The organism is Thiopseudomonas denitrificans (assembly GCF_002866065.1).
GTDB lineage: Bacteria > Pseudomonadota > Gammaproteobacteria > Pseudomonadales > Pseudomonadaceae > Thiopseudomonas > Thiopseudomonas denitrificans.
In genome coordinates, this window is sequence record NZ_LNJZ01000009.1 from 392,573 (window position 1) to 416,684 (window position 24,112).

General features: G+C 60.1%; 21 protein-coding genes, 1 tRNA gene, 1 other RNA gene, 1 pseudogene and 1 riboswitch. Of the genes and pseudogenes, 12 read left to right on the forward strand and 12 right to left on the reverse strand.

Annotated elements, in window-relative coordinates; genetic code table 11:
- Positions 1 to 50: 50 nt before the first annotated feature.
- The 6 genes from AR306_RS11010 to AR306_RS11035 all read right to left on the reverse strand — a co-directional run bounded on the left by AR306_RS11010 (position 51) and on the right by AR306_RS11035 (position 5,015).
- Positions 51 to 524 carry a phosphatidylglycerophosphatase A family protein gene (locus tag AR306_RS11010; RefSeq protein WP_101497611.1) on the reverse strand — a complete coding sequence of 158 codons (474 nt, stop codon included), beginning with the start codon at positions 522 to 524 and terminating at the stop codon, positions 51 to 53.
- A gap of 206 nt (positions 525 to 730) precedes the next feature.
- On the reverse strand, positions 731 to 1,669 hold the full coding sequence (thiL, locus tag AR306_RS11015; RefSeq protein ID WP_101497612.1) for a thiamine-phosphate kinase: 939 nt from the start codon (positions 1,667 to 1,669) through the stop codon (positions 731 to 733).
- Positions 1,670 to 1,774: 105 nt separating this feature from the next.
- Entirely contained in the window at positions 1,775 to 2,263 is a 489-nt protein-coding gene (gene nusB, locus AR306_RS11020; RefSeq protein WP_101497613.1) for a transcription antitermination factor NusB, read from the reverse strand.
- Entirely contained in the window at positions 2,260 to 2,730 is a 471-nt protein-coding gene (gene ribH / locus AR306_RS11025) for a 6,7-dimethyl-8-ribityllumazine synthase (protein ID WP_407071210.1), read from the reverse strand. The genes nusB and ribH overlap by 4 nt, the downstream gene beginning before the upstream one ends.
- 465 nt (positions 2,731 to 3,195) lie before the next feature.
- Positions 3,196 to 4,260 carry a bifunctional 3,4-dihydroxy-2-butanone-4-phosphate synthase/GTP cyclohydrolase II gene (gene ribBA / locus AR306_RS11030; protein WP_407071214.1) on the reverse strand — a complete coding sequence of 355 codons (1,065 nt, stop codon included), beginning with the start codon at positions 4,258 to 4,260 and terminating at the stop codon, positions 3,196 to 3,198.
- A 101-nt stretch (positions 4,261 to 4,361) separates the two neighbouring features.
- Complete coding sequence (locus AR306_RS11035) at positions 4,362 to 5,015, reverse strand: riboflavin synthase (protein WP_101498010.1); 654 nt, start codon at positions 5,013 to 5,015, stop codon at positions 4,362 to 4,364.
- Between the two features lie 113 nt (positions 5,016 to 5,128).
- Positions 5,129 to 5,296, reverse strand: a riboswitch (FMN riboswitch).
- Between the two features lie 338 nt (positions 5,297 to 5,634).
- Between AR306_RS11035 and AR306_RS11040 the strand changes: the two genes are divergently transcribed.
- From AR306_RS11040 to AR306_RS11055, 4 genes are all read left to right on the forward strand, one after another.
- Positions 5,635 to 8,490: a valine--tRNA ligase gene (locus AR306_RS11040; protein ID WP_101497616.1), complete on the forward strand. Its 2,856-nt coding sequence runs from the start codon at positions 5,635 to 5,637 to the stop codon at positions 8,488 to 8,490.
- A 52-nt stretch (positions 8,491 to 8,542) separates the two neighbouring features.
- Positions 8,543 to 9,520 carry an ABC transporter substrate-binding protein gene (locus AR306_RS11045; protein ID WP_101497617.1) on the forward strand — a complete coding sequence of 326 codons (978 nt, stop codon included), beginning with the start codon at positions 8,543 to 8,545 and terminating at the stop codon, positions 9,518 to 9,520.
- A gap of 178 nt (positions 9,521 to 9,698) precedes the next feature.
- Positions 9,699 to 10,589: an ABC transporter permease gene (locus AR306_RS11050; RefSeq protein WP_101497618.1), complete on the forward strand. Its 891-nt coding sequence runs from the start codon at positions 9,699 to 9,701 to the stop codon at positions 10,587 to 10,589.
- A 1-nt stretch (position 10,590) separates the two neighbouring features.
- Positions 10,591 to 11,385 carry an ABC transporter ATP-binding protein gene (locus AR306_RS11055; protein ID WP_101497619.1) on the forward strand — a complete coding sequence of 265 codons (795 nt, stop codon included), beginning with the start codon at positions 10,591 to 10,593 and terminating at the stop codon, positions 11,383 to 11,385.
- 134 nt (positions 11,386 to 11,519) lie between these two features.
- Here the strand turns inward: AR306_RS11055 and AR306_RS11060 are convergent, their stop codons facing one another.
- The 4 genes from AR306_RS11060 to AR306_RS11075 form a co-directional block, all read right to left on the reverse strand.
- Positions 11,520 to 11,999: a hypothetical protein gene (locus tag AR306_RS11060; protein ID WP_101497620.1), complete on the reverse strand. Its 480-nt coding sequence runs from the start codon at positions 11,997 to 11,999 to the stop codon at positions 11,520 to 11,522.
- A gap of 210 nt (positions 12,000 to 12,209) precedes the next feature.
- Entirely contained in the window at positions 12,210 to 12,710 is a 501-nt protein-coding gene (locus AR306_RS11065; protein ID WP_166627879.1) for a transcription termination/antitermination NusG family protein, read from the reverse strand.
- 257 nt (positions 12,711 to 12,967) lie between these two features.
- Positions 12,968 to 13,323: a transfer-messenger RNA gene (ssrA, locus tag AR306_RS11070) on the reverse strand.
- Positions 13,324 to 13,427: 104 nt separating this feature from the next.
- On the reverse strand, positions 13,428 to 14,363 hold the full coding sequence (locus AR306_RS11075; RefSeq protein WP_101497622.1) for a ketoacyl-ACP synthase III: 936 nt from the start codon (positions 14,361 to 14,363) through the stop codon (positions 13,428 to 13,430).
- A 271-nt stretch (positions 14,364 to 14,634) separates the two neighbouring features.
- On the opposite strand from AR306_RS11075, the gene cmoA reads away from it, so the two are divergent.
- The 4 genes from cmoA (at position 14,635) to AR306_RS11095 (ending at position 19,100) form a co-directional block, all read left to right on the forward strand.
- A complete protein-coding gene (gene cmoA, locus AR306_RS11080; protein WP_101498011.1) occupies positions 14,635 to 15,384 on the forward strand; it encodes a carboxy-S-adenosyl-L-methionine synthase CmoA in 750 nt (249 codons plus the stop codon).
- Positions 15,381 to 16,343 carry a tRNA 5-methoxyuridine(34)/uridine 5-oxyacetic acid(34) synthase CmoB gene (cmoB, locus tag AR306_RS11085; protein ID WP_101497623.1) on the forward strand — a complete coding sequence of 321 codons (963 nt, stop codon included), beginning with the start codon at positions 15,381 to 15,383 and terminating at the stop codon, positions 16,341 to 16,343. Before cmoA ends, cmoB begins: the two co-directional genes overlap by 4 nt.
- Before the next feature lie 179 nt (positions 16,344 to 16,522).
- Positions 16,523 to 17,779, forward strand: a complete 1,257-nt coding sequence (locus AR306_RS11090; protein WP_338066598.1) for an ABC transporter substrate-binding protein — start codon at positions 16,523 to 16,525, stop codon at positions 17,777 to 17,779.
- Between the two features lie 61 nt (positions 17,780 to 17,840).
- Positions 17,841 to 19,100: an ABC transporter substrate-binding protein gene (locus AR306_RS11095; RefSeq protein WP_101497625.1), complete on the forward strand. Its 1,260-nt coding sequence runs from the start codon at positions 17,841 to 17,843 to the stop codon at positions 19,098 to 19,100.
- A 92-nt stretch (positions 19,101 to 19,192) separates the two neighbouring features.
- Here the strand turns inward: AR306_RS11095 and AR306_RS11100 are convergent, their stop codons facing one another.
- Together AR306_RS11100 and putP are read right to left on the reverse strand one after the other, a co-directional pair.
- On the reverse strand, positions 19,193 to 19,621 hold the full coding sequence (locus tag AR306_RS11100; protein WP_101497626.1) for a hypothetical protein: 429 nt from the start codon (positions 19,619 to 19,621) through the stop codon (positions 19,193 to 19,195).
- Positions 19,622 to 19,641: 20 nt separating this feature from the next.
- Positions 19,642 to 21,137 (reverse strand): annotated as a pseudogene (gene putP / locus AR306_RS11105) (sodium/proline symporter PutP).
- A gap of 147 nt (positions 21,138 to 21,284) precedes the next feature.
- Here putP and AR306_RS11110 point away from each other — a divergent pair.
- The 4 genes from AR306_RS11110 (at position 21,285) to AR306_RS11125 (ending at position 24,089) form a co-directional block, all read left to right on the forward strand.
- Positions 21,285 to 23,381, forward strand: a complete 2,097-nt coding sequence (locus AR306_RS11110; RefSeq protein ID WP_166627878.1) for an intermembrane phospholipid transport protein YdbH family protein — start codon at positions 21,285 to 21,287, stop codon at positions 23,379 to 23,381.
- 10 nt (positions 23,382 to 23,391) lie between these two features.
- The gene (locus AR306_RS11115) at positions 23,392 to 23,583 is read left to right on the forward strand and encodes a YnbE family lipoprotein (RefSeq protein WP_101497628.1); all 192 of its coding nucleotides are present in this window, start codon (positions 23,392 to 23,394) and stop codon (positions 23,581 to 23,583) included.
- A gap of 16 nt (positions 23,584 to 23,599) precedes the next feature.
- Positions 23,600 to 23,941: a YdbL family protein gene (locus tag AR306_RS11120; RefSeq protein ID WP_101498012.1), complete on the forward strand. Its 342-nt coding sequence runs from the start codon at positions 23,600 to 23,602 to the stop codon at positions 23,939 to 23,941.
- Between the two features lie 71 nt (positions 23,942 to 24,012).
- A tRNA-Pro gene (locus AR306_RS11125) sits at positions 24,013 to 24,089 on the forward strand.
- Positions 24,090 to 24,112: the final 23 nt, after the last annotated feature.

Sequence of the window (24,112 nt, forward strand, 5' to 3'; positions counted from 1 at the left end):
GATGCAGGCAGTTCCGGCACGCACATGGCGGCAAGCAGCCCGCATCCGGATCACATCAACAAACTTGCCGCCAACAATACCAGCGCGGCCAGCACACCGGCCAAAATATCGTCCAGCATAATGCCCAGGCCGCCACCGAGTCTGCGATCCAGTACACAAATCGGCCAGGGTTTAAGAATATCGAAGAAACGGAACACTACAAAACCGGCCAGCCACCAGCCCCAGTGCGCCGGCAGCAGCACCAGGGTGATCCAGATGCCGACAAACTCGTCCCAGACAATGCCGCCATGGTCATGCACGCCCAGATCTTCCGCCACCTTGCCGCACAGCCAGACACCAAACACCGAAGCCAGCACGATCACCGTCAGCGCCAGCGGCAGGCTGAGCAGCTGCAACAGCGGCACAAACCCCAGCCCGGCCAGCGTTCCCCAGGTCCCCGGCGCTTTGCGTGCCAGGCCACTGCCAAAACCAAACGCCAGAAAATGCCAGAAATTGCGCCACACCTGTGGTTGCCGGGTTGTCATCGATCAGATTCCTGTCGCCTTGATGGTTAAGGTGTCATTCAAAAAGGAGTATACACACAGCAAGCGGCTTGCACGGCATTTATGACAATAGCTGGGTGCGGGGTGCTGCCGGGCCTTAACTTCCGGGGCTGACGGCCCGGGGCTTGTATGAACGCATGCGCAGCGACCCTGCAATGCCTGCCTGTCACCAATGCAGGCTTCAGAGCCTAGAAGTGCTGATACCCCCTGCGGGAGAACTCAACCGGCCTTCCCTGCCCGTCAACCAGCAACACGCCCTGCCCCTCACAAACACGTCCAATACAACAGGCTTGCGGAAATTGCGCCTGCAAGGCAGCCGCCTGCTGCTCAAACAGGGTAAATACCAGCTGGTAATCATCGCCGCCGCAGAGCGCCCATTCCGGTGCCCGGTCTGCCGAAAGCGCCAGCGCCTCCGGATGGACCGGCACCAGCTCCCGCTCGATCACCAGCCGCACACCGGACTCGGCCGCCATGTGCCCGGCATCCGCCAGCAGGCCATCGGAAACGTCCAGAGCCGCGCCGTCCTTGCCGCGCAGCCACTGACCGAGCTCAAGCTGCGGCCTGGGCGACCAGTAGGCAGCAAACAGGCCGGGATAGTCGTTATCGCCATCCTGCAGCACCTGCAATGCGGCTGTGGCTGCGCCCAGCGGGCCGCTGACCCAGAGCTGCTGGCCCGGTTTGGCACCGCTACGCAGCAGCGCCTGTCCGTCAGGCACTGTACCCATGACGGTTACACCGATATTCAGCGGTCCCCTGGTGGTATCGCCACCCACCAGAGGAGTTCCTGTCTGTTGCGCCATCGCCTGCAGGCCGCGCGACAGTTCACGCAACCAGTCGACATCGGCCCGGGGCAGGCTCAACGCCAGAGTGAAGGCCAGTGGCCGGGCACCCATGGCAGCCAGATCGCTGACCGCCACTGCCAGCGCGCGCTGGCCCAGCAAGAAGCCATCAGCTCCGGCCGGGAAATGTACGTCTTCCAGCAGGCTGTCGGTGGATACTGCCAGCTGCTCGCCGACAGCGATATGCAGCAGGGCACAGTCATCACCGATCGAGCGCACCACTGCCCCGCCCGGTCTGGCGTAATCCGCTTCACGGAACACCTGCCGGATCAGTTCAAATTCGTGCATGACGACTCCTAGAGATTCCGCGCCCTTCGAAGAGGTTGCAGATGCCCTGATTGCAGGCCATCAATGGATTGCCGCAAGCGCAGCAGCCACAGTCCGCAACCCGGATCAGCCCTTCCTGAACTCGTTGATTTCCGCGCTGCGCAGCTGGCTGGCCAGCTTGTCGAGGACACCGTTGACGTATTTGTGGCCGTCAGTTGCGCCAAAGGTCTTGGCCAGCTCGATGCCTTCGTTCAGCACCACGCGGTAGGGCACGTCAATGCGCTGGCTGAACTCCCAGGCGGCAAGGCGCAAAATGGCCAGCTCAACCGGGTCCAGATCGCTGACGCCGCGGTCAAGAAAACCGGCAAACAGCTCGTCCAGTTCGCTGACCTGGTGGGCAATGGCACGCAGGCCTTCACTGAAGTACTCGCCATCAACGCCAGAGAAGTCATTGTCCACCTGGAACTGCGCTTCAATCTCGTTCAGGTTCTGCCCGGCCAGCTGCCACTGGTAGACGGCCTGCATCAGCAGGGTCCGCGCCACGCGGCGCTTGGCAATCTTGCCCTTGGCGCGTGGTGGCGGGTTGTCACCGTAATCGTCGTTGTTAAGGCTCACTTGGCCTCCAGCTGCGCCAGCAGACTTACCATTTCCAGTGCGGACAGGGCAGCTTCGGCACCCTTGTTGCCAGCCTTGGTACCGGAACGCTCAATGGCCTGTTCGATGCTGTCCACGGTCAGTACGCCAAAGGCAACAGGTACGTCGTACTGCATGGACACCTGGGCCAGGCCCTTGGTGCACTCGCCGGCAACGTACTCGAAGTGTGGCGTGCCACCACGGATCACCGCACCCAGGGCGATGATGGCGTCGAACTCTTCACGCCGGGCCACGCGCTGGGCCACCAGTGGCAGCTCGAACGCACCCGGTGCACGGATCACGGCGATATCGCTTTCCTTGATGCCGTGACGTACCAGGGTATCGATGGCACCGGAAACCAGGCTTTCCACCACAAAACTGTTGAAACGGCCAACAACCAGAGCGAACTTGCCCTGCGGCGCAACGAAAGTACCTTCAAATGTTTGCATCTTTATATTTCCTGTTCTGTTAAAACGTTAAAGCTGAAATTTTGTGTTTGTAGCGTCAGGCACAAGATTCCGCAAGGTCGCCACGAGTACATCCCTGTAGGCTCCATGCCGCCATCTGACCGCCATGGATGGCGGAAATGCAGTTTTTGCAGGAGCAAAAAACTGCCTTGGCGGCAAAGCCTTGCTCCACCTTGTCCCTGTCGCTACTGAAATTCCGAGCAGTCTGAACGCTCTTTAAAAGCATTTGCACAATTCACCAGCAAACAATGGATGCCGGTTTTTTCGCACAATCTTTCAGACTACTTCCTTACCCTCAGCCGGCACGGTGTTTGTGTGTCCGGGTGTCTCCTGTGCAAGCAAAGCCTGTGCGGCCAAGGATGGCCGCACGGAGCCTACATGGATGTATTCACGGCGTCTTTGCGGTACAGGAGACAACCGGACACTTCTACACCAAAGCCAAAAAAATCAATCCTGCGGTTGCAGGTATTCTACCACCTCGAGATCGAAGCCGGAGATGGCGTTGAAACGCATTGGCTTGCTCAGCAGGCGCATCTTGCGCACACCCAGATCCCGCAGGATCTGCGAGCCCGCGCCCACGGTGCTGTAGGTGCCGGCATTGGCATTGCCCTTGGCCTTCTCGCCAAGCTGGCGGTCCAGGTGTTCAAGCAGGCTGGAGCCGGTCATCTGGTTGGCCAGCAGCAGCACCACGCCGCTACCAGCTTTGGCCACTGCAGCCATGGCAGCCTGCAGGCTCCACAGGCCCGGGCGCTTGACCATGAACAGGTCACGCAACGGATCCATATTGTGTACCCGCACCAGCGTCGGCTCCTCCGGCGAGATCTCGCCCAGTGTCAGCGCCATGTGCACATCACCTTCGTTACGGTCCCGGTAGGTCACCAGCTTGAACTGGCCCAGCTCCGAGTCCAGCTCCTGCTCGGAAACACGCTCGATGGTGCGCTCGTGAATCATGCGGTAGTGGATCAGGTCGGCAATGGTGCCGATCTTCAGGCCATGCTCCTGGGCAAAAACTTCCAGCTCGGGACGTCGGGCCATGGTGCCGTCGTCATTCATGATTTCGCAGATCACGCCGGCAGGCTCGAAACCGGCCAGGCGTGCCAGATCGCAGGCGGCTTCGGTGTGGCCGGCACGGGCCAGCACGCCACCGGGCTGGGCGCGCAGCGGAAAGATGTGACCCGGGCTGACAATGTCCTCGGCCACGGCATCCCTGGCGGCAGCAGCCTGCACGGTGCGGGCACGGTCGGCAGCCGAGATGCCGGTGGTGACGCCCACTGCCGCCTCGATGGAAATGGTGAACTTGGTGCCAAAGCCCGAGCCATTGTGTTGCGCCATCAGCGGCAGGCCGAGGCGGTCGCAGCGCTCGTCGGTCATCGGCATGCAGATCAGGCCACGGGCATGCTTGGCCATGAAGTTGATGTGTTCAGCGGTGCAGGCCTCGGCGGCAATGATGATGTCGCCCTCGTTTTCGCGGTCTTCGTCATCCATCAGGATGACCATCTTGCCCTGACGCATGTCCTCGATGATGTCTGCAATATTGTCTAAAGCCACAACTATGTACTCCTCTGGCAAGCCCCGGATACCGTCGGCATCAGGCGCTTGCAGTTCAATTCCTGTCAACGGAAGCCGTGTTCGGCCAGAAATGCCTCGGTAATGCCGGTTTCGGGCTCGGCGGCCTTGTCACCCAACAGCAGACGCTCCAGATAACGGGCGATCAGGTCGATTTCCAGATTCACCAGCGTGCCGGCCTGATAGGTATCCATGATGGTTTCCTGCAAGGTGTGCGGCACTATGGTCAGCTCGAACTCGCTGCCGCTAACCGCATTGACCGTCAGGCTGGTACCGTCGACAGTGATCGAGCCTTTCATGGCGATGTAGCGTGCCAGCTCTTTCGGCGCGCGGATCCTGAAAATCACCGCGCGGGCGCTGTCACTGCGGCTGAGCACCTCGCCCACGCCATCAACATGACCGCTGACCAGATGCCCGCCAAGACGGGTGGTCGGCAGCAGGGCCTTTTCCAGATTGACCCTGCTGCCTTCTCGCAGATTGACAAAGCCGGTACGGGCCAGGGTTTCACGGCTGACATCGGCACAAAAGCCGTCGCCGGGCAGCTCTACCGCCGTCAGGCAGATACCGTTGACGGCAATGCTGTCGCCCAGTTTGACATCAGTCAGATCCAGTTTGCCGGTGGCCACCTGCACCCGTACGTCACCGCCTTTCGGGGTGAGGCTGCGGATGCTGCCAACGGCTTCGATGATTCCTGTAAACATGGCTTCTCCCATGCGCAGAGCGCAATAAAGGTTTGCTTGTTCAGGGGTAAAACAGGAAGGAAGTGCCCATCAACAGGCACTGCTTTGCACACGACAGAGCGCCGCCTGCAAGATTCCGCCCTCTCTCATCCGGACTATGACCGTCGGCTCCGGAGTCAAACCGGATCTGCTGACCTTGTACCCGGGGGCACAAGCGCTCGCGGGCTTGTCCTGTCATGCATCATTGATACAAACCAGGCATCACCGCCGGTGGGGACTTGCACCCCGCCCTGAGAACGTTTTCATTACGAAAAAGTGGCGCCTTTATATCACAGAACGCCCAGAAAAGCATGGGGACACCCAAGTCAGTTCGGGACTGACAGTCCATAGCACGATCAACAGCTGTCCGAATAAATTCGGACCTACACAAAGCACGTCCTGCACGGTCCCGTCCGCCCCACCTGTAGGTGCGAATTCATTCGCACAAAATCCGCACAAAGACCGCCACGGCACCGGGGATAATGCATCAACAAATCAACAGCAACAGCAAAGCCCCGGCCCGCCTTTGGCTTGCCGGCATTTCGCGCTATAATGCCACGCTTTCTTCAAGCCCTTTGTTATCGGGAATTTCTGCAAGATCATGGATAAAACCTATCAGCCGCACGCCATTGAAGCCACCTGGTACCAAAACTGGGAAAGCAACCTCTATTTTTCTCCCCAGGGTTCCGGCGATCCTTACACCATCATGATCCCGCCGCCCAACGTCACCGGCAGCCTGCACATGGGGCACGGCTTCAACAACACCATCATGGATGCGCTGATCCGTTACCGCCGCATGCAGGGCCGCAATACACTGTGGCAACCTGGCACCGACCACGCCGGCATCGCCACCCAGATGGTGGTCGAGCGCCAGCTGGAAGCCCTCGGCCAGACCCGTCACGACCTCGGTCGTGAGGCCTTTCTGGACAAGGTCTGGCAATGGAAGGAGCAATCCGGCGGCACCATCACCCGCCAGATTCGCCGCCTGGGCAGCTCGGTGGACTGGAGCCGCGAGCGCTTTACCATGGATGCCGGCCTCTCCGAAGCGGTCAAGGAAGCCTTTGTCCGCCTGTACAACGACGGCCTGATCTATCGTGGCAAACGCCTGGTCAACTGGGACCCGAAATTCCATACCGCCATTTCCGATCTGGAAGTGGAAAACCATGACGAGCAGGGCAGCCTGTGGAACCTGCGCTACCCGCTGGCTGACGGTGCCACCACCGCCAACGGCAAGAATTATCTGGTGGTCGCCACCACCCGCCCGGAAACCATGCTCGGCGATACCGCGGTTGCCGTGCACCCGGATGACGAACGCTACAAGGCACTGATCGGTAAATTCATCGAACTGCCACTGGTCGGCCGCCGCATCCCGATCGTCGGCGATGACTACTGCGACCCCGAATTTGGTACCGGCTGCGTGAAGATCACCCCGGCCCACGACTTCAACGACTACGAAGTCGGCAAGCGTCACCAGCTGCCGATGATCAACGTGCTCGACCAGGATGCCGCCATCCTGGCCAGCGCCCAGGTATTCAACAGCGACGGCAGCCACAACGCCGAGCTGGATTCCAGCCTGCCCGCGCAATACGCCGGTCTGGACCGCTTCGATGCCCGCAACAAGATCGTCGACGACCTCAAGGCGCTGAACCTGCTGGAAAAGATCGAGCCGCACGCCCTGAAAACCCCGCGTGGCGACCGCTCCGGTGCCGTCATCGAGCCATGGCTGACCGACCAGTGGTACGTATCCACCAAGGCGCTGGCCGAGCCGGCGATTGCCGCCGTGGAAGACGGCCGCATCCAGTTCGTGCCCAAGCAGTACGAAAACATGTATTTCAGCTGGATGCGCGACATCCAGGACTGGTGCATCTCGCGTCAGCTGTGGTGGGGTCACCGCATCCCGGCCTGGTATGACGAGTCCGGCAAGGTCTATGTCGGCCGCAACGAAGCCGAAGTGCGTGAACAGCACAAACTGGCGGCCAATGTAGTGCTGCGTCAGGATGATGACGTGCTGGACACCTGGTTCAGTTCCGGGCTGTGGACCTTCTCCACCCTGGGCTGGCCGGAGCAAACCGAATTCCTCAAGACCTTCCACCCGACCGATGTGCTGGTCACCGGCTTCGACATCATCTTCTTCTGGGTGGCACGCATGATCATGCTGACCATGCACCTGGTCAAAAACGAAGACGGCACGCCGCAGATCCCGTTCAAGACTGTCTATGTGCATGGTCTGGTGCGCGACAGCCAGGGTCACAAGATGTCCAAATCCAAGGGCAACGTACTGGACCCGCTGGACATCATCGACGGTATCGACCTGGAATCGCTGGTACAAAAGCGCACCAGCGGCATGATGCAGCCACAGCTGGCGGCCAAAATCGAACAACAAACCCGTGACGAATTTGCCGACGGCATCGCCAGCTACGGCACCGATGCCCTGCGCTTCACCTTCTGTTCGCTGGCCTCCACCGGCCGCGACATCAAATTCGACATGGGCCGCGTCGAGGGCTACCGCAATTTCTGCAACAAGATCTGGAACGCCGCCCGTTACGTGCTGATGCAGTGTGAAGGTAAAGATGTCGGCCTGGGTGACGACCAGAGCGTGGAGCTGACCGTGGCCGATCGCTGGATCATCTCCCAGCTGCAACGTACCGAGCAGGAAGTGGCCCGTCAACTGGACCAGTTCCGCTTCGATCTGGCTGCCAACGCTCTCTATGAATTCATCTGGAACCAGTATTGCGACTGGTATCTGGAGCTGTCCAAGCCGGTGCTGTGGGACGAAGAAGCGCCCGCCGAACGCACCCGTGGCACCCGCCGCACGCTGGTGCGTGTACTGGAAGCTGCGCTGCGCCTGGCGCATCCGTTCATGCCCTTCATCACCGAAGAGATCTGGCAGCGGATCGCACCACTGGCCGGCAAAACCGGATCAACCATCATGCTGCAGCCCTACCCGGCCAGCGAAGGCGACAAGCTGGATGCCCAGGCCGAAGGCGACATTGAATGGCTGAAGAGCGTGATGCTGGCCGTGCGCAACATCCGCGCCGAAATGAACATCGGCCCGGGCAAGCCCATTCCGCTGTATCTGGCCAACAGCAGTGCCGAAGACCGTCGCCGCTTGCAGGTCAACGAAACCACCCTGGCCAAACTGGCCCGCCTGGAATCCATCAGTACCCTGGGTGCCGGCCAGGAAGCCCCCATGTCCGCCACCGCGCTGGTTGGCGATTTGCAGGTGCTGGTGCCGATGGCCGGCCTGATTGACACCACTGCCGAGCTGGCGCGACTGGATAAGGAAATCGCCCGCCTGCAGGGCGAGATCAAGCGCGTGTCCGGCAAGCTGTCGAACCAGGGCTTTGTCGCCAAGGCTCCGGCCGACGTGATTGCAAAGGAACGCGCCAAGCAGGCCGACTACGAACACGCGCTGGAGCAACTAACCGAGCAACGTAGCAAAATGGCCAGCCTGTAGGCCGGCCCAAAGCCGAGAAAAACAACAAACTGTCCCTAGCAGGAGAATATCCATGTTGAAGCTTCCAAAATCTGCCGTACTTACCCTGAGCGCCCTGGCCCTGGCCATGAGTACCCAAGTGGCAATGGCCAAAGACAGCGTAAAATCCGTAGCCGTCACCGCCATCGTCGAGCACCCCGCGCTGGATGCCGCCCGTGATGGCATTCTTGACGCCCTCAACGAGGCCGGCTACAAGCAGGGTGAGAACCTGAAGTGGCAATACCAGAGCGCCCAGGGCAACACCGGCACCGCCGCCCAGATCGCCCGCAAGTTCATCGGTGACAAAGCCGACGTGCTGGTCGGTATCGCCACCCCGACTGCCCAGGCGCTGGCAGCCGGCACCAAGCAGATTCCCATCGTGTTCACCGCGGTCACCGATCCGGTCCAGGCACAGCTGACACCAAGCTGGGAAGCCAGCGGCACCAACGTCACCGGCGTCTCTGATGTGCTGGAGCTGGACAAGCAGATCGACCTGATCAAGGAAATCGTTCCCGAGGTGAAGAAAGTCGGCATGGTCTACAACCCCGGTGAGGCCAACTCGGTTGCCGTGGTCGAAGCCTTCAAGAAGCTGCTGCCCGAACACGGCCTGGAGCTGGTCGAAGCCGCCGCACCACGCACCGTTGACGTACGCAACGCCGCCCTGAGCCTGGCCGGCAAGGTTGACGTCATCTACACCAACACCGACAACAACGTGGTTTCCGCCTATGAAGCCATGGCCAAGGTCGGCAATGACACCAAAACCCCGCTGATTGCCTCCGATACCGACAGCGTCAAACGTGGCGCCATCGCCGCTCTCGGTGTCGACTACCGCGACCTCGGCGTACAGACCGGACGCATTGTCGTGCGCATCCTCGAAGGCGAGGCACCCGGCAGCATCGCACCACAGACCAGCGACAACCTGCAGCTGTTCATCAACGTGACTGCCGCTGAAAAACAGGGTGTGCTGCTGACCGAAGACCTGCTGTTGCGCGCTACGGAAATCATCCGCTAGGAACACTGTCCTCCCGACAGGAAGAACGCATCGCACCACCATTGCCGGCCACAACCGGCAATGGTGGCAAATGCCACCCGCAATCACGATTCTTGATTACGTCCTACCCCTTTGCTCTGCCATGCAGGTATAATCCCGCGTTTGATTTCTTCCCAACCTACCAACAATCCGAGTCTGCATGTCCTGGTTCTCCTTTTTTGGCGCCCTTGAAATTGGCCTGATTTTTAGCCTGGTCGCCCTCGGTGTCTTCATTTCGTTTCGCCTGCTGCGCTTTCCCGACCTCACTGTCGATGGCAGCTTTCCGCTTGGTGGCGCCATCGGTGCCGTCTGCATCGCCGGCGGCATGGACCCTTTTCTGGCCACCCTGCTGGCCATGCTGGCCGGAGCCCTGGCCGGCGTCGTCACCGCACTGCTCAATGTCTACCTGAAAATCATGGACCTGTTGGCCAGCATCCTGATGATGATTGCCCTGTACTCGGTCAACCTGCGCATCATGGGCCGGCCCAATATCCCCCTGATCATGGAGCCGACCGTCTTTTCCGTACTGCAGCCGGACTGGTTTGCCGACTACATCGGTCGCCCACTGATCATGATCGCGGTGGTCATTCTGGCCAAGCTCGCGCTGGATGCCTACTTTGCCACCCGCCAGGGGCTGGCCATCCGCGCCACCGGCTCCAACCCGCGCATGGCACGTGCGCAAGGCGTCAACACCGGAGCCATGATCATTCTCGGCATGGCCATCTCCAACGGCCTGGTCGGGCTGGCTGGCGCACTCTTTGCCCAGACCCAGGGCGGTGCGGACATTTCCATGGGCATCGGCACCATCGTGATCGGCCTGGCTGCCGTCATCGTCGGCGAAAGCATCCTGCCCTCACGCAAGATCTTCATGCTTACCCTCGCCGTCATCCTTGGCGCAGTGGTGTATCGCTTCTTTATCGCCCTGGCGCTCAACAGCGACTTCATCGGTCTGGAAGCCCAGGACCTGAACCTGGTAACAGCGGTTCTGGTGACCATCGCCCTGGTCATCCCCCTGTTCAAGCAGCGCCTGGCGCGTCGCCGGAGTATCTGACATGCTCAAAGCCAGTGACCTGAAAATCACCTTCAATCCCGGCACGCCGATTGAAACCCGCGCCCTGCAAGGACTCTCGCTAGAAATCCCGACCGGCCAGTTCGTCACCGTGATCGGCACCAACGGTGCCGGAAAATCGACCTTTCTCAACGCAGTATCCGGTGATCTGCCGGTAGACAGCGGCCAGATCCTGATTGACGACTGCGACGTGACCCGCCTTCCCGTCTGGACCCGGGCCGCCCGCGTTGCCCGCGTATTCCAGGACCCGATGGCCGGAACCTGTGAAGACCTGACCATCGAGGAAAACATGGCGCTGGCCCAGCGTCGCGGCGCATCCCGCGGGCTCGGCTGGGCCGTCAAGAGCAACCAGCGCAGCATCTACCGCGAGCAGCTGGCCCGACTCGGACTGGGACTGGAAAACCGCCTGTCCGACCGCATCGGCCTGCTCTCCGGCGGCCAGCGCCAGGCTGTCAGTCTGCTCATGGCCGCCCTGCAGCCATCCCGCATCCTGCTGCTGGACGAACACACGGCCGCCCTCGACCCGCGTACCGCCGACTTCGTACTGGAACTGACAGAACGCATCGTGGCAGAAAAACAACTGACCACCATGATGGTCACCCACAGCATGCGCCAGGCGCTGGATGTCGGTGACCGCACCGTCATGCTGCATCAGGGCCAGGTGGTGTTGGACGTCAGTGGAGAACAACGCAAAGGCATGCAGATCACCGATCTGCTGCACATGTTTGAAAAGGTACGTGGCGAGAAAATCAGCGACGACGCCCTGTTGCTGGGCTGACCCGCTGACCGCACAGGACGTGCAGAATGACCTGCGGGAGCGGGCTCATCCACGGCCCGTGCTGCGCACACGAACCGCGAGCAAGTCCGCTCCTGTACAGGAGCAGGAAAATACCGGCAGGCTTATATGCCCGTTCAGGAGTTGAGGTCAACCTCGCAGGAAGCGGACACCGTATCCAGCTTCTGGCCAATCTCCGCATTCAGCTCGGCAGCCGTGAAACCGATCTTGTCCAGGTAGGATTCAAGAGCAACCACATGGCCCTTGATGTACCGGGAGTACATCTGGCAACCCAGCGGCTTGCCATCATCGGTAATCACCGCATTGCTGTGCAACTTGAAAAACGCCTCCGAATAGCGCAGGGCCGCATCCACATAGCACGCCTTGTATGCCTGACGCGCAGCCGCTGCCGTCGCCTTTTCAGCCACATTCTTCGCTGCAAGGCCGGCAATGTGAGTGCACTCATACACTGGCAAATCACCTTCTGACGATTTTTCCCAGGCACCCTGAAAACTCTTAAGATAAGGTTCGGCAACCCCGGGCATGGCTGCATCAGCCAGCGCCGGACCGGCCAGCACCATTCCCAGCATGCACACAGACAGCATTTTAACGTTCATACATTCACCTTTTTGGCTCTAACAATTCCGCATCATCGCAGCTCTTGCCCGCCTGTATCATCTTGCTCAGGTAGTTGCGCAACCCTGACCACAGAAGACTCGCCGCGTCTGCCGGGCACGGAAATCCTACTCCTGTTCATTACAAAAATGGCGAACTGTGACATTATGCCGCCCTGCCTGACAGACAAAAAATACCGCCACCGCATGGCCTCAAGCCTTGCACAGCTGCTCAAGATCAATCACCAGCCTGTTTTGCTGCCCCAGCAGCCGGACCAGCACCACTGCCCTCTCCTCGCCACTGTATCCCTGAAATATCGCCTCGTAATCCCTGAACGGCCCGTCGGTCAGCTGCACCCTGTCTCCCTTCTGCAGCACCTCTGCCGTCTGCGGCACGATAATGCGTCGCCGGATATCCTCAACAATCGCATCAGCAACCACCACCGGCTGCTCGGCAAAGCGCAGAAACCCGCGCACGCCATAGGTCGAACGTACTCTCCCATATAATCCGCCGGCCATCCCCGTTTTGAGAAACAGGTAACCCGGAAACAACACCTCATCCACCAGGCAGCGCTTGCCGCGCACTATGCGCTCCGCCCGCAGCATGGGCAAGAATACCTCGCCCCCCTGACCCGACAGGTTTCGTGCCGCCCGCAGCTCCTGGCGGGGCCGGGTCAGAACCACATGCCACTGTGCAGTCATGGCTTCACCCATGCTTGCTACTCCTGTCTCGCTGACCATTTCCGGTCTTGATTCTGACGATCGTCTTGCTGCAATCCGGAACGGCCACGGCCACCCGGTACTCGTCGGCCCTGGCCGTCATCTGTTACGCCCACCTGACGCCTGTCCACTTTCGGAATGCTGTCAGCATAAACCCGTTAAATTCTTTCGACACTTTTCCGACACTTCTACCCGAGAAAAGAAAAACCCCTGAAAATGTCTAGCATAATCAGGGGCTTAACTTTGCTTGTTGGTGGAGCCGGGGGGATTTGAACCCCCGTCCGCCAGCACTCCGCTATCGGTTCTACATGCGTAGTCATCTCTATTAGGTTAACTCCTCACCGCCCGAGTGACAGGGTGTTTGGAGCGAGCTGCGTAAGTTTTAGCCGTTACGCCCGCAGCGTGCTTGGCGGCGATCCTGTTCTATCTGACTGTCCTGAATTCGGGTTTACAGGCATCCCCTAAGGACAGCTGGCGGGCTTAAGCCGCCAGAGCGTAGTTGTCGTCGTTGGCAACTATCAGTGTGCAACAGTGGATTTACGAGTTCTGTTACCAACTCGGCATGCCCCTCAAGTTTTGCAACCGGCGTCGAATCCTAATCGGCCCCGACAGGGTTGTACCTGTGGTTGGAGCGGGATGATAACAGCTTTGCAACGCACTGTCGATTCATCCCTTCCGCTTATCCGGTTAATGGGGACGCTCCGGAATACTTCAAGCCTTGCGTTGCAATAATGCCGAACCCCAGGACAGGCCGACGCCAAAGCCGCTGATCAGCACGTTTTTCCATTCCGGATTGCTGGCGTAGTGTTCCAGCAGCATGGGAATGGATGAAGACACCGTATTGCCGGCACCAAACATGTCCCTGATCACCTTGTTGCCATGCTCGTCGCCCAGCCGCTTGGCAATCGCGTCGACAATGGCACCACTGCCCTGATGCAGGCAGATCGCCTGCACGTCGTCAAAGGTCAGGCCGGCCTCGTCGAGCACTTCCTGCATGTGCGGGATGATCTTCAGGCTGGCAAAGTTGAATACCTGCCGGCCGTTCATGTGGAAATGGCCGTCACGCACCACCAGATATTCGGCACCGCCACCGTCACCACCAAAGGCACTGGCTCCCAGCAACCATTGTGGCTGGTCGCTGGTCATCCAGGTGGCGGTAGCCGCATCGCCAAACAGCAAGGTGGTCATGCGGTCTTCGCGGTCCATGATCTTGGAATAGGGGTCGGCGGTAACCAGTACGGCATTTTTCAGACCGGTGGCCTGCATGAAGCCTTTGGCCACATACAAACCATACACATAGCCCGAACAACCCAGGGACACGTCAAAACAGGCCGCTGTGGTCGGCAGGCCAAGTTTGTGCTGGACAATCGCCGAGGTATGCGGCAACTGTTCGGCATCGCCGTTTTGCGTGACCACGATCAGCGCCTGGATGTCCTCGCGTTTCAGTTGCGCATTGTTGTCCAGCAAGCGCTCAACCGCCTTGACCGCCAGATCAGAGGTTTCTTCGTGATCCGCCTTGACCGAGAGGGTTGTGGTGCCGAGTTTGGCATTGACAAAGTCCTCGTCACGCCCGAATTTCTGTGCCTGGGCAATATTGTCGATCCGCCCTTCGGGGATGTAACTTGCAATGCTGCGAATACCGATCATTGTGTTTTTTCCGATTTCTGCTCGCCGGGGCTGACTCACAGCCCTACATTAGACCACCAGGTCACCCGCAGGCAAAAAAACACACGTCCAGACGTGCGTTTGCCAAAATGCCTGCCTTGCTCGGGCAGACCAAGGATAGACGCAGCAGTTTAATGGCAAGACACATCCAGCGCCATAGACCAAAGGCCGTAAGCATGACGATACCCTTCCCGGCCAGTGTGCCCGGAGCACTGTTGTGGCATAATGCGCCCCTTTTTCAACTTTGCTGTATATGGCCATGCAACCGCCCCGCGATACCCTGTTTGATACCCCGCTGCATCAGGTTCCCGATTTCGTTTTCAACGAGGATGTTGTCCGTGTCTTTCCGGACATGATCAAGCGTTCGGTGCCCGGTTACCCGGCGATTGTGGAAAACAGCGGCGTGCTGGCCGCACAATTTGCCAGGCCCGACAGCCTGATCTACGACCTGGGCTGCTCGCTCGGTGCCGTCACCCAGGCCATGCGCCGCCATGTACGTCAGCATGGCTGCCGCATTGTTGCAGTGGACAACTCGGCAGCCATGGTTGAGCGCTGTCGCGAGTACCTGCAGGCGCAGGATGCCATGCACCAGGAGCTGCTGCCGGCCGAGGTAATCGAGGCCGACATTCTGCAATTGCAACTGCAGCCCTGCTCGGTGGTCGCGCTCAATTTCACCCTGCAGTTCATCGCTCCCGGCCAGCGTCTTGAGTTGTTGACCCGTATCCGCCAGCAACTGTTGCCCGGCGGCGCGCTGATCCTGTCGGAGAAGCTGCGCTTTGCCGATGAAACGGAACACCAGCTGCTCAATGAACTGCACCTGGCCTTTAAGCGTGCCAATGGTTACAGCGAGCTGGAAATTGCCCAAAAACGCCGCGCCATCGAGAAAGTGATGCTGCCCGACAGCCTGGAAGAGCACCGCCAACGCTTGCAGGATGCCGGTTTTGGCCGTGTCCACCTGTGGTTCCAGTGCATCAACTTCGCCTCGCTGATTGCCCTGCCATGATCGACTTCACCTCCTTTGCCCGTCACCTGGACCGCACCCCGTTGAAAGCCTGGGCGCGCTCGGTACAGGACCAGTTCAACCAGCACTTTGACACCGGTCATGGCGACCTGCCACGCTGGATGAATGCGGTACAGGCGATCCCGCCGTTGCCGCTGGAGCAGCACGAACTGCTTCACAGGCTGCAGCTGGACGGCCCTTGCAGCGATGCCGAACGCGAACAGCTGACGGCAGCCCTGCGCGGCCTGCATCCGTGGCGCAAGGGGCCATTCCACCTGTTCGGCCTGCATGTCGATACCGAGTGGCGTTCGGACTGGAAGTGGGAGCGGGTGGCACCGCACCTGCAACTGGAGGGCAAGCGCATCCTGGATGTAGGTTGCGGCAACGGCTACTACATGTGGCGCATGCTCGGCAGTGGCGCCAAAACAGTGGTCGGGGTTGACCCCAACTGGCTGTTCTTCTGCCAGTTTCATGCCGTCAAGAAATTCCTGCCACATGCGCCGGCCTGGCATCTACCTTTCGCCCTGGAAGACCTGCCGCCAAAACTGGAAGGTTTTGACACGGTTTTTTCCATGGGTGTGCTCTATCACCGCAAATCACCCATCGACCACCTGCTGGCACTGAAAGACTGCCTGCTGCCCGGTGGCGAGCTGGTGCTGGAAACACTGGTCGTCGAGGGAGACGAGCAACAGGTGCTGGTGCCCGAAGACCGTTACGCGCAAATGCGCAACGTCTGGTTTTTGCCATCGGTACCGGCACTGATGCTGTGGCTGCGCCGCGCCGGCTTTCGTGACGTGCGCTGCGTCGATGAAAGCATCACCACCGTTGCCGAACAGCGCAGCACCGACTGGATGCAGTGGCAATCACTGGAGTCTTTCCTCGACCCGGCCGACCACAGTCGTACGGTAGAAGGCTTGCCGGCTCCCCGCCGGGCGGTGGTTCTGGCGCGCAAACCGTCCTGATCCGCCATCCCGACACTCGACACTCGACACCTGCGCCATCAGTCTTAAGGGCAACTTTAACTGTCAAATGTCGAGCGTCAGAATACAGGCGATTTTCGACTAAGGGCGAGTTACAATTTCCTGCCAAACCCTGCACATTCAGCCAACAACAAAAACAGGGCAACAATAAGGAGCCTACCTTGACGCGCTTACTGATCGCCATGGCATTCTGGACTGCGGTTCTCCCTTCCCTGGCTACCGCCGAACCTGACGACTCCATCCTTATCGGCCTGAGCTACCCCCGCACCGGCCACTACCGCGAAGAAGGCCTGGCACAGATGCGCGGCGCCCTGCTGGCCATTGACGAAATCAATCGCGATGGTGGCGTACTTGGCAAACCGCTGCGGCTGGTCAACCGCGACAGCGCCGCCCGGCCGGAAAAGGCCCGCCGCAACGTTGACAGCATGGTCGCCGAAGGCGCCGTCATGCTGTTTGGCAGCGTCTCCAGCGCGGAAGCCATCGCCGCCGGCGAGCAGGCCAAGACTCATGACCGCCTGTACTTTGCCACCATCGGCTACTCCAATGATGTCACCACAGAGAAAGGCCATCGCCATATCTTCCGCGAAAGTACCAGCGCCACCATGACCGGCCGCGCCCTGGGGCAATACCTGACGCAGCATTTCCCCGACAAGAAGTATTTTTACATCACGGCGGACTACAACTGGGGGCACACCTCGGAAGACTCTCTGCGCAGCAATACCCACACCACCGACCGGGCACTGCACCCGGGCGTGACCATTCCCTTCCCGACGGCCAAACAGTCCGACTACAGCACCGCCCTGCAACAGGCCGATGCCAGTGATGCCGACGTCCTGGTACTGGTACTGTACGGCCACGACCTGGTGCGTGCGATACGTACGGCCGACAACATGGGCCTGAGCCGCGACAAACAGATCGTCGCGCCCAACCTGACCCAGTCCGTCATCGAGCAGACCGGTTCCAGCATCATGGTTGGTGCCATTGGTGCCGAGCACTGGCTGTGGCGTGTTCCGGAGCGGGAAAACTCCAAGACCGGCATGGCCTTTGTGGACAACTTCAATCAGAAGTACGGCATATATCCGCCCAGCGCGGCAGCTTCGGCCTATACTGTCATCCACCAGTGGGCCGATGCGGTCAGGCGCAGCCAGACGCTGAACACTGCAGCCGTGACCAAGGCGCTAGAAAACCACACTTACAGCCTGCTCAAGGGCCCTGCCCAGTGGCGCGGGCTTGATCACCAGAATGTTCAGCGGGTCTATGTGGTCAAGGTCAACGACCGTTCCACGGTGATCCAGCACCCGTCCAAACAGGACTATTTCCAGATCGTGCATCAACTCGATGGTGAGGATGCCGTCATCAGCCCCGATGAGTGGCGCAGCGCCCGCAGGGTGGCCGGCCAGCCGGAGACCCTGCAATAGCACTGTACATGACGCTGGCAATACCGCCGGACCATCGGGCATTTTGTAAAAGGAGTATCACTTGAAACATCTACTGACCGTTCTGGCGCTGTGGACCTTCGCCATTCTGCCACCTGTCGCTGCAGCCGAGCCTGCGGAGCCGGTTGTCATCGGTCTCAGCTACCCGCGCACCGGACACTACAAGGAAGAGGGCTTGGCGCAGATGCGGGCCGCCCTGCTGGCTGTCGAGCAAATCAACGCGCGTGGTGGCGTGCTCGGCCGACCACTGGCACTGACCCATCGTGACAGCGCAGCCCGTCCGGAAAAGGCCCGCGCCAATATCGACAGCATGGCAGCCGAAGGAGCCACCATGTTTTTCGGCAGCGTCTCCAGTGCCGAAGCCATTGCTGCCGGGGAACAGGCCAAACAGCATGACCGCCTGTACTTTGCCACCATCGGTTACTCCAATGACGTGACCACGGAAAAGGGCCATCGCCATATCTTCCGCGAAAGTACCAGCGCCACCATGACCGGTCGTGCTCTGGGCCAGTACCTGACCCGGCACTTCCCCGACAAAAAATATTTTTACATCACGGCAGACTACAACTGGGGCCATACATCCGAATCGTCCTTGCGTGAACACACCGACACCCTGGACAGCAATGTGCACCCGGGCGTGACGGTGCCTTTCCCCAATGCCCGCCGGGTCGACCACGTCTCCGCGCTGGAACAGGCCGCCGCCAGTGATGCCGATGTGCTGGTGCTGGTGCTGTATGGCAACGAGCTGGTGCGTGCCATGCGTATCGCCGACAGCATGGGCCTGAACCGCAGCAAGCAGATCGTGGTGCCCAACCTGACCCAGACCGTGCTGGAGCAGATCGGTCCAAGCATTTCGGTAGGCACCATAGGTGCCGAACACTGGCTCTGGCGCGTACCCGAACAGGAAAACTCGCAAGCCGGCCGTGACTTTATCGAGCACTACAAGAAAAAATACGAACACTACCCTTCCAGCGCGTCGGCTTCGGCCTACACCGTCATCTACCAATGGGCCGATGCGGTTGAGCGCAGCAGGAGCTTTGCTACCGGTGCCGTGCAGAAAGCACTGGAAAATCATAGCTACAGCCTGCTCAAGGGCCCGTCCCAATGGCGCTCCTTCGACCACCAGAATGTACAGACGGTATATGTAATCAAGGTCAACGACCTTGCCACCGTCATCGGGCATCCCTCCCGGCAGGATTATTTCGAAATCGTGCACCAGCTCAATGGTGAGCAGGCAGCCATTGGCCACGAGCAGTGGCTGGCAGCCCGCAAAGCTGCCGGCCAGGCAGAAACCCTGCAATAAAAACGCTGCACCCACCCAACAAAATACCCGGCATTTGCCGGGTATTTTGCATGTATCGCCGGGCTGAAGCCGGTACCACAGACCCGCGCAACCTACAGGTTCAGGCCGCTTTCCCGCTCCCAGACACAGCGGATACGCAACTGCTCTTCCGGTGTCAGCAGCTCGAATGACTCGGACTGCCAGCTGAAGCGGTGCGAGCCATGGCTCTCCGCCTCCAGATGGACCACAGCAGTCGACCAGTACAGGCGCTTGAGCAAGCCTTCAAACTGTTTCACCCAGCAGTCCCACTCATATTCCACCGAGCGGTACGTGGCGGCAAAATGGATCACCTGGCTGGTCGGTGACAGCTGGTCCAGTGACGGACTGACGGAAAACATCTCCCGGTTCAGCAGCGCCCAGGTTTCGCTGTGCGGGAGCTCGCCCAGCACCCCGCCATTATGTCGGCTGCGGGCCTGCTGACGCTCGAAGTCCTGCATCGGCCAGTCGCGGATGCAGCCATAAACCACGGATTCGCTGAACACCTTCGCCTCCCGCCCGTTACTCAGCAGCCATCACGGGCATCTGCATACGCCTGCTCCGCCTTGGCAAAACGTGCGGCCATGCTGTCTGATGGTGCCCTGTCAAACAGGCTCACCAGCACAATGGCCAGCGCCGACAGTGCAAAGCCGGGAATGATTTCATACAGGCCAAGGCCGATGAACTCCTTCCACACCACCACGGTTACCGCTCCCGCCAGCATCCGGCCAGTGCACCGTTGCGGGTCATGCGCGACCAGGTCACCGACAGCAGCACCACCGGCCCGAAAGCAGCACCAAAGCCGGCCCAGGCGTAAGCCACCAGCCCCAGCACCTTGCTCTCGGGGTTGGCAGCAATCACCACCGCCACCAGCGCAATCACCAGCACCATCAGCCGGCCGATCCAGACCAGTTCCTTTTGCGAAGCGTTCTTGCGCAAAAAGGCTTTATACAGGTCTTCAGTCATGGCGCTGGCACTGACCAGCAACTGGCAGCTCAATGTACTCATGACGGCGGCCAGTACCGCCGCCAGCACCACACCGGCCACCCAGGGATTGAACAGGATCTTGGCCAGTTCCATGAACACCCGTTCGCTGTTCTGCGTCACCGCGCCGGCCTGCTCCGGGTTGTCGGCAAACCAGGCTATGCCGAAAAAGCCGACGGCAACCGCGCCACCCAGCGTCAGGATCATCCAGGTGATACCAATGCGGCGCGCCGCAGGAATACTCTGCACTGAGCGGGCGGCCATGAAACGCACCAGAATGTGCGGCTGTCCGAAGTAGCCCAGCCCCCAGCCAAACAGGGAAATCAGGGCGATGAAGGACAGCCCCTCAAACATGTTGAAGCCCTGCGGGCGCACCTGCTCGATGGTAGCCAGGGTCGCTGGCAGGTCACCCAGCGCCAGCACCACAAACAGTGGCGTGACCAGCAGGGCAAAAATCATCAGGCTGGCCTGTACGGTATCGGTCCAGCTGACGGCAAGAAAGCCGCCAATGAACACATAAATTACCGTTGCCGCCGCTCCCAGCCACAGGGCCGTGTCATAGTCGAGACCGAAGGTACTTTCGAACAGGCGCGCACCGGCCACCATGCCTGACGCACAATAAATGGTGAAAAACACCAAGATCACGGCCGCCGACATGATGCGCAGGATGCGACTGGAGTCTTCGAACCTGTGGGTAAAGTAGTCCGGCAGGGTCAGGGCGTTGTTGTTGAGTTCGGTGTGCACACGCAGGCGTCCTGCCACCAGTAGCCAGTTCAGGTAGGCACCGGTGACCAGGCCAATGGCAATCCAGCTTTCCGACAGACCGGACAGATACACCGCGCCGGGCAGACCCATCAGCAGCCAGCCGCTCATGTCGGAGGCACCGGCCGACAGCGCGGTAACCCAGCTGCCCAGGCTGCGTCCGCCAAGAATATAGTCCGAGAAGTTTTTCGTTGCCCGCCAGGCAACGAAGCCGATCAGCACCATGGCCGATATGTATATGGTGAACGTAATCAGTACGGGAGTGGAGACAGCCATGCGTGTTTTTATTCCATTTATCCAGAAACGCTGCAAGATTACCCTGACTGGCCGTTTTTTTACAGGCCGGGCGCAGCAAAGCGCTATCCGGCCACTGTTCGGGTTAACATGATGCATCCATGTTTTTATCTGCAAGGAAACCGGTCAATGAGCAATACGCCGCCCGTGCGCGCTACACGCCCAAGCCGGGCGGGCACACTGCTGCGCCTGTTGCTGTTGCTGGCGCTGCTGGTCACTGCCCTGCTGGCATGGCTTCCAGTCCTGCTGCCCCAGGTGCTGCAGCAACAAGGCATCAGCCTGCATTGGCAAGGTGCACGCTGGGGCCTGCATGGTCTTGAATTGCGCCAGCTGCAGCTGGAGCATGAAGGGCAGTCACTGCAGGCGTCCGATGTGCAACTGGACTGGCGTTGGGCAGGGTATCCGCTGCAGTCGCTCAGCATCGGCGAGCTTAAGCTGGCCGCCGTCCTGCCCAAGCAGAACGATACAACAGCAACCGATGGCGATAACGGACTGGCCGCACTGGCCCCCTGGTTGCCGCAACAGCTATCCATAGACAGCCTGGAAGCCGATATTGCCGGTGTGGGCCGCATTGGCGGCTCGCTCCGGGTACAGACTGATGCCGGTCGCCCCCTGTGGCAACCCGCCCGGCTTGAGCTTGATTTCGAACTGACCCGGCTGAACCCGCAGTGGCTTGACGGCATCCCGCCCGAACTGCAACCCGAGCAGCTGCGCATACGCACCCTGACCCGGCCCGACAGCGAATCAGCACCGGATGCCTTGCAATCATTATCGCTCGACATTCACAGCCTGGGCCGGTCACAGGCACAGCTGTCAGGCATTTTGAACCTGCATCACGACTCCGGCTGGCGCGGAACGCTTGAGCAGGCCCGCCTGCATCTGGAATTGCCCCGGCTTGAGCTGGCCGGCGTTCCTCTGGAGCATCTGCAAACCCAACTGCATTTTACGGCCACAGCCGATGAGCGGGGTTTCGGCCTGCAGCTGTCACAGCCGGCCACCCTGACCGTCAACCAGCTGGATGCCGACCCGCAAACCCGCCTGCAGCAGGTGAGCTTGACCCTTGCCCGCCTGCAACTGGACGGTGAGTGGCAGACAGGAGGCAATATCAGTCTTGAAGCTGACTATCATGCCGCCGCCGGGCAATTACAACACCCCCTGCTGCGCGCACAGGGCTGGAATGCGACCGGCACGCTATCCGGCCACCTGTCAGATCTGCAAGCCACTGCTGCCGTCAGCAACGCCGACGGCCTGCAGCTGAACAGTAACTGGCTACTGCAGGGTAACGACCTGGGCGGACAGGTGACGCTGACTGATGTTTTCTTGCGGGCCGGCAATCCGCTACAAAAAACCCTGCCCGACTGGCCGGCACTGGTGGAGTTCGACAATGGTCGCCTGGGCGGACAGGCCAGCATCAGTCTGCCGGCCCGCAAACCATTGCAGGTCACCGGCCAGCTCAATGGCAACGGCCTGGGCGGCATTGTCAATCGCAGCGAAATGGGCGGGCTGGATTTTACCGCGTTTTTCCGTCTTGACCAGGGCGGGCAGCTGCGTCTGGACATGCCCCGGCTGGTGGTGGGCGAGCTTGATCCGGGCGTGCCCGTCCGGCAGCTGACGGTACTGGATGGCAGCTACAGCGGGCATCTGGATCATTTGCTGCAGGGCAGCGCCAGCTGGAGCAGCATCAGGGGAAGCCTGCTGGGAGGCGAATTCAGCGTCAAAGCCAATCGCATCCGTCTGGATGCCGATAACCGCTTGCAACTGCAGCTGGCCGGCATCCAGTTGCAGGACGCTTTGGCCCTGTACCCGACCGAAGGACTCTACGGCCAGGCCACGATTGACGGCAGCCTGCCCTTGTTGATCAACTCACAGGGCGTCTTTGTCGAGCAGGGACAGCTACAGGCACGCCAGCCGGGTACGCTCCGCTTCCAGTCCGAACAGATCCGCTCGCTGGGCAGGGCCAACCCGGGCATGCAACTGGTCGCCGAAGCACTGGATGATTTCCACTTCAATGTGCTCAGCAGCAAGCTGGATTACGAACCTTCGGGTAAACTGTTGTTCAATGTAAGACTGGAAGGCAAGAATCCGGCGGTCGAGCAAGGCCGCCCGATCCATCTGAACCTGAATCTGGAAGAAGACCTGCCAGCCCTGCTGGCCAGCATCCAGCTCAGCAACCATGTCAGCGAAACCATTCAGGAGCGGATTCGTCAGCGCCTGCAAAACCGATAAGGAACCTGTCATGCCCCTAGCCAAACTGATCACCGGACTGCTGCTGGGCGCTGCAGTGGCCGCCTGTACACCTACAGTGCAGGTCGCCATGCCCAGCGAGCCGATCAACATCAACCTGAACGTCAAGATCGAACACGAAATCTACATCAAGGTCGACAAGGCCCTGGACAACCTGTTCGACGAATCCAGCGGCCTGTTCTAAGGAGTCAGCCATGTCAATGCGTACTTTTTTTGCCACTGCGGCACTGGCCGCCAGCCTGCTGGCTACCCCGGCATGGGCACTCGATCTCAACGGTGCCATGGGCAGCCTGCCCCAGGCCAAGGCCGCCGGCCTGCTTGGCGAGCAACCCAACGGCTATCTGGGCGTGGTCAACAACCAGAACAATGCAGCCGAAATCGCACGCCTGATCAACCAGGCACGCAAGTCCGAGTACCAACGTCTGGCCAGGGACAACAACCTGCAACTGCCGGATGTGGAAACCATGGCGGGCAAAAAAGCCATCGAAAAAACCCCCGGCGGGCAGTACATTCTGGTCAACGGCCGCTGGATGACGAAGTAATCACCCCGGGCCCTTCCCTTTTGCGCGGGGCTCGCCTATAATGCGCAGCGTTTCGGGCAACCGGAACTTGTCGGGGCGTAGCGCAGCCCGGTAGCGCACTTGCATGGGGTGCAAGGGGTCGAGTGTTCGAATCACTCCGTCCCGACCAAACAACCCCAAAAAAAACCGTTG

Coding starts and splice junctions, on each gene's coding strand:
- AR306_RS11010 (WP_101497611.1), bottom strand. CDS start 524: ATGACAACCCGGCAACCACAGGTGTGGCGCAATTTCTGGCATTTTCTG.
- thiL (WP_101497612.1), bottom strand. CDS start 1,669: ATGCACGAATTTGAACTGATCCGGCAGGTGTTCCGTGAAGCGGATTAC.
- ribH (WP_407071210.1), bottom strand. CDS start 2,730: ATGCAAACATTTGAAGGTACTTTCGTTGCGCCGCAGGGCAAGTTCGCT.
- ribBA (WP_407071214.1), bottom strand. CDS start 4,260: ATGCGTCAGGGCAAGATGGTCATCCTGATGGATGACGAAGACCGCGAA.
- AR306_RS11035 (WP_101498010.1), bottom strand. CDS start 5,015: ATGTTTACAGGAATCATCGAAGCCGTTGGCAGCATCCGCAGCCTCACC.
- AR306_RS11040 (WP_101497616.1), top strand. CDS start 5,635: ATGGATAAAACCTATCAGCCGCACGCCATTGAAGCCACCTGGTACCAA.
- AR306_RS11045 (WP_101497617.1), top strand. CDS start 8,543: ATGTTGAAGCTTCCAAAATCTGCCGTACTTACCCTGAGCGCCCTGGCC.
- AR306_RS11050 (WP_101497618.1), top strand. CDS start 9,699: ATGTCCTGGTTCTCCTTTTTTGGCGCCCTTGAAATTGGCCTGATTTTT.
- AR306_RS11055 (WP_101497619.1), top strand. CDS start 10,591: ATGCTCAAAGCCAGTGACCTGAAAATCACCTTCAATCCCGGCACGCCG.
- AR306_RS11060 (WP_101497620.1), bottom strand. CDS start 11,999: ATGAACGTTAAAATGCTGTCTGTGTGCATGCTGGGAATGGTGCTGGCC.
- AR306_RS11065 (WP_166627879.1), bottom strand. CDS start 12,710: ATGGGTGAAGCCATGACTGCACAGTGGCATGTGGTTCTGACCCGGCCC.
- AR306_RS11075 (WP_101497622.1), bottom strand. CDS start 14,363: ATGATCGGTATTCGCAGCATTGCAAGTTACATCCCCGAAGGGCGGATC.
- cmoA (WP_101498011.1), top strand. CDS start 14,635: ATGGCCATGCAACCGCCCCGCGATACCCTGTTTGATACCCCGCTGCAT.
- cmoB (WP_101497623.1), top strand. CDS start 15,381: ATGATCGACTTCACCTCCTTTGCCCGTCACCTGGACCGCACCCCGTTG.
- AR306_RS11110 (WP_166627878.1), top strand. CDS start 21,285: ATGAGCAATACGCCGCCCGTGCGCGCTACACGCCCAAGCCGGGCGGGC.
- AR306_RS11115 (WP_101497628.1), top strand. CDS start 23,392: ATGCCCCTAGCCAAACTGATCACCGGACTGCTGCTGGGCGCTGCAGTG.
- AR306_RS11120 (WP_101498012.1), top strand. CDS start 23,600: ATGCGTACTTTTTTTGCCACTGCGGCACTGGCCGCCAGCCTGCTGGCT.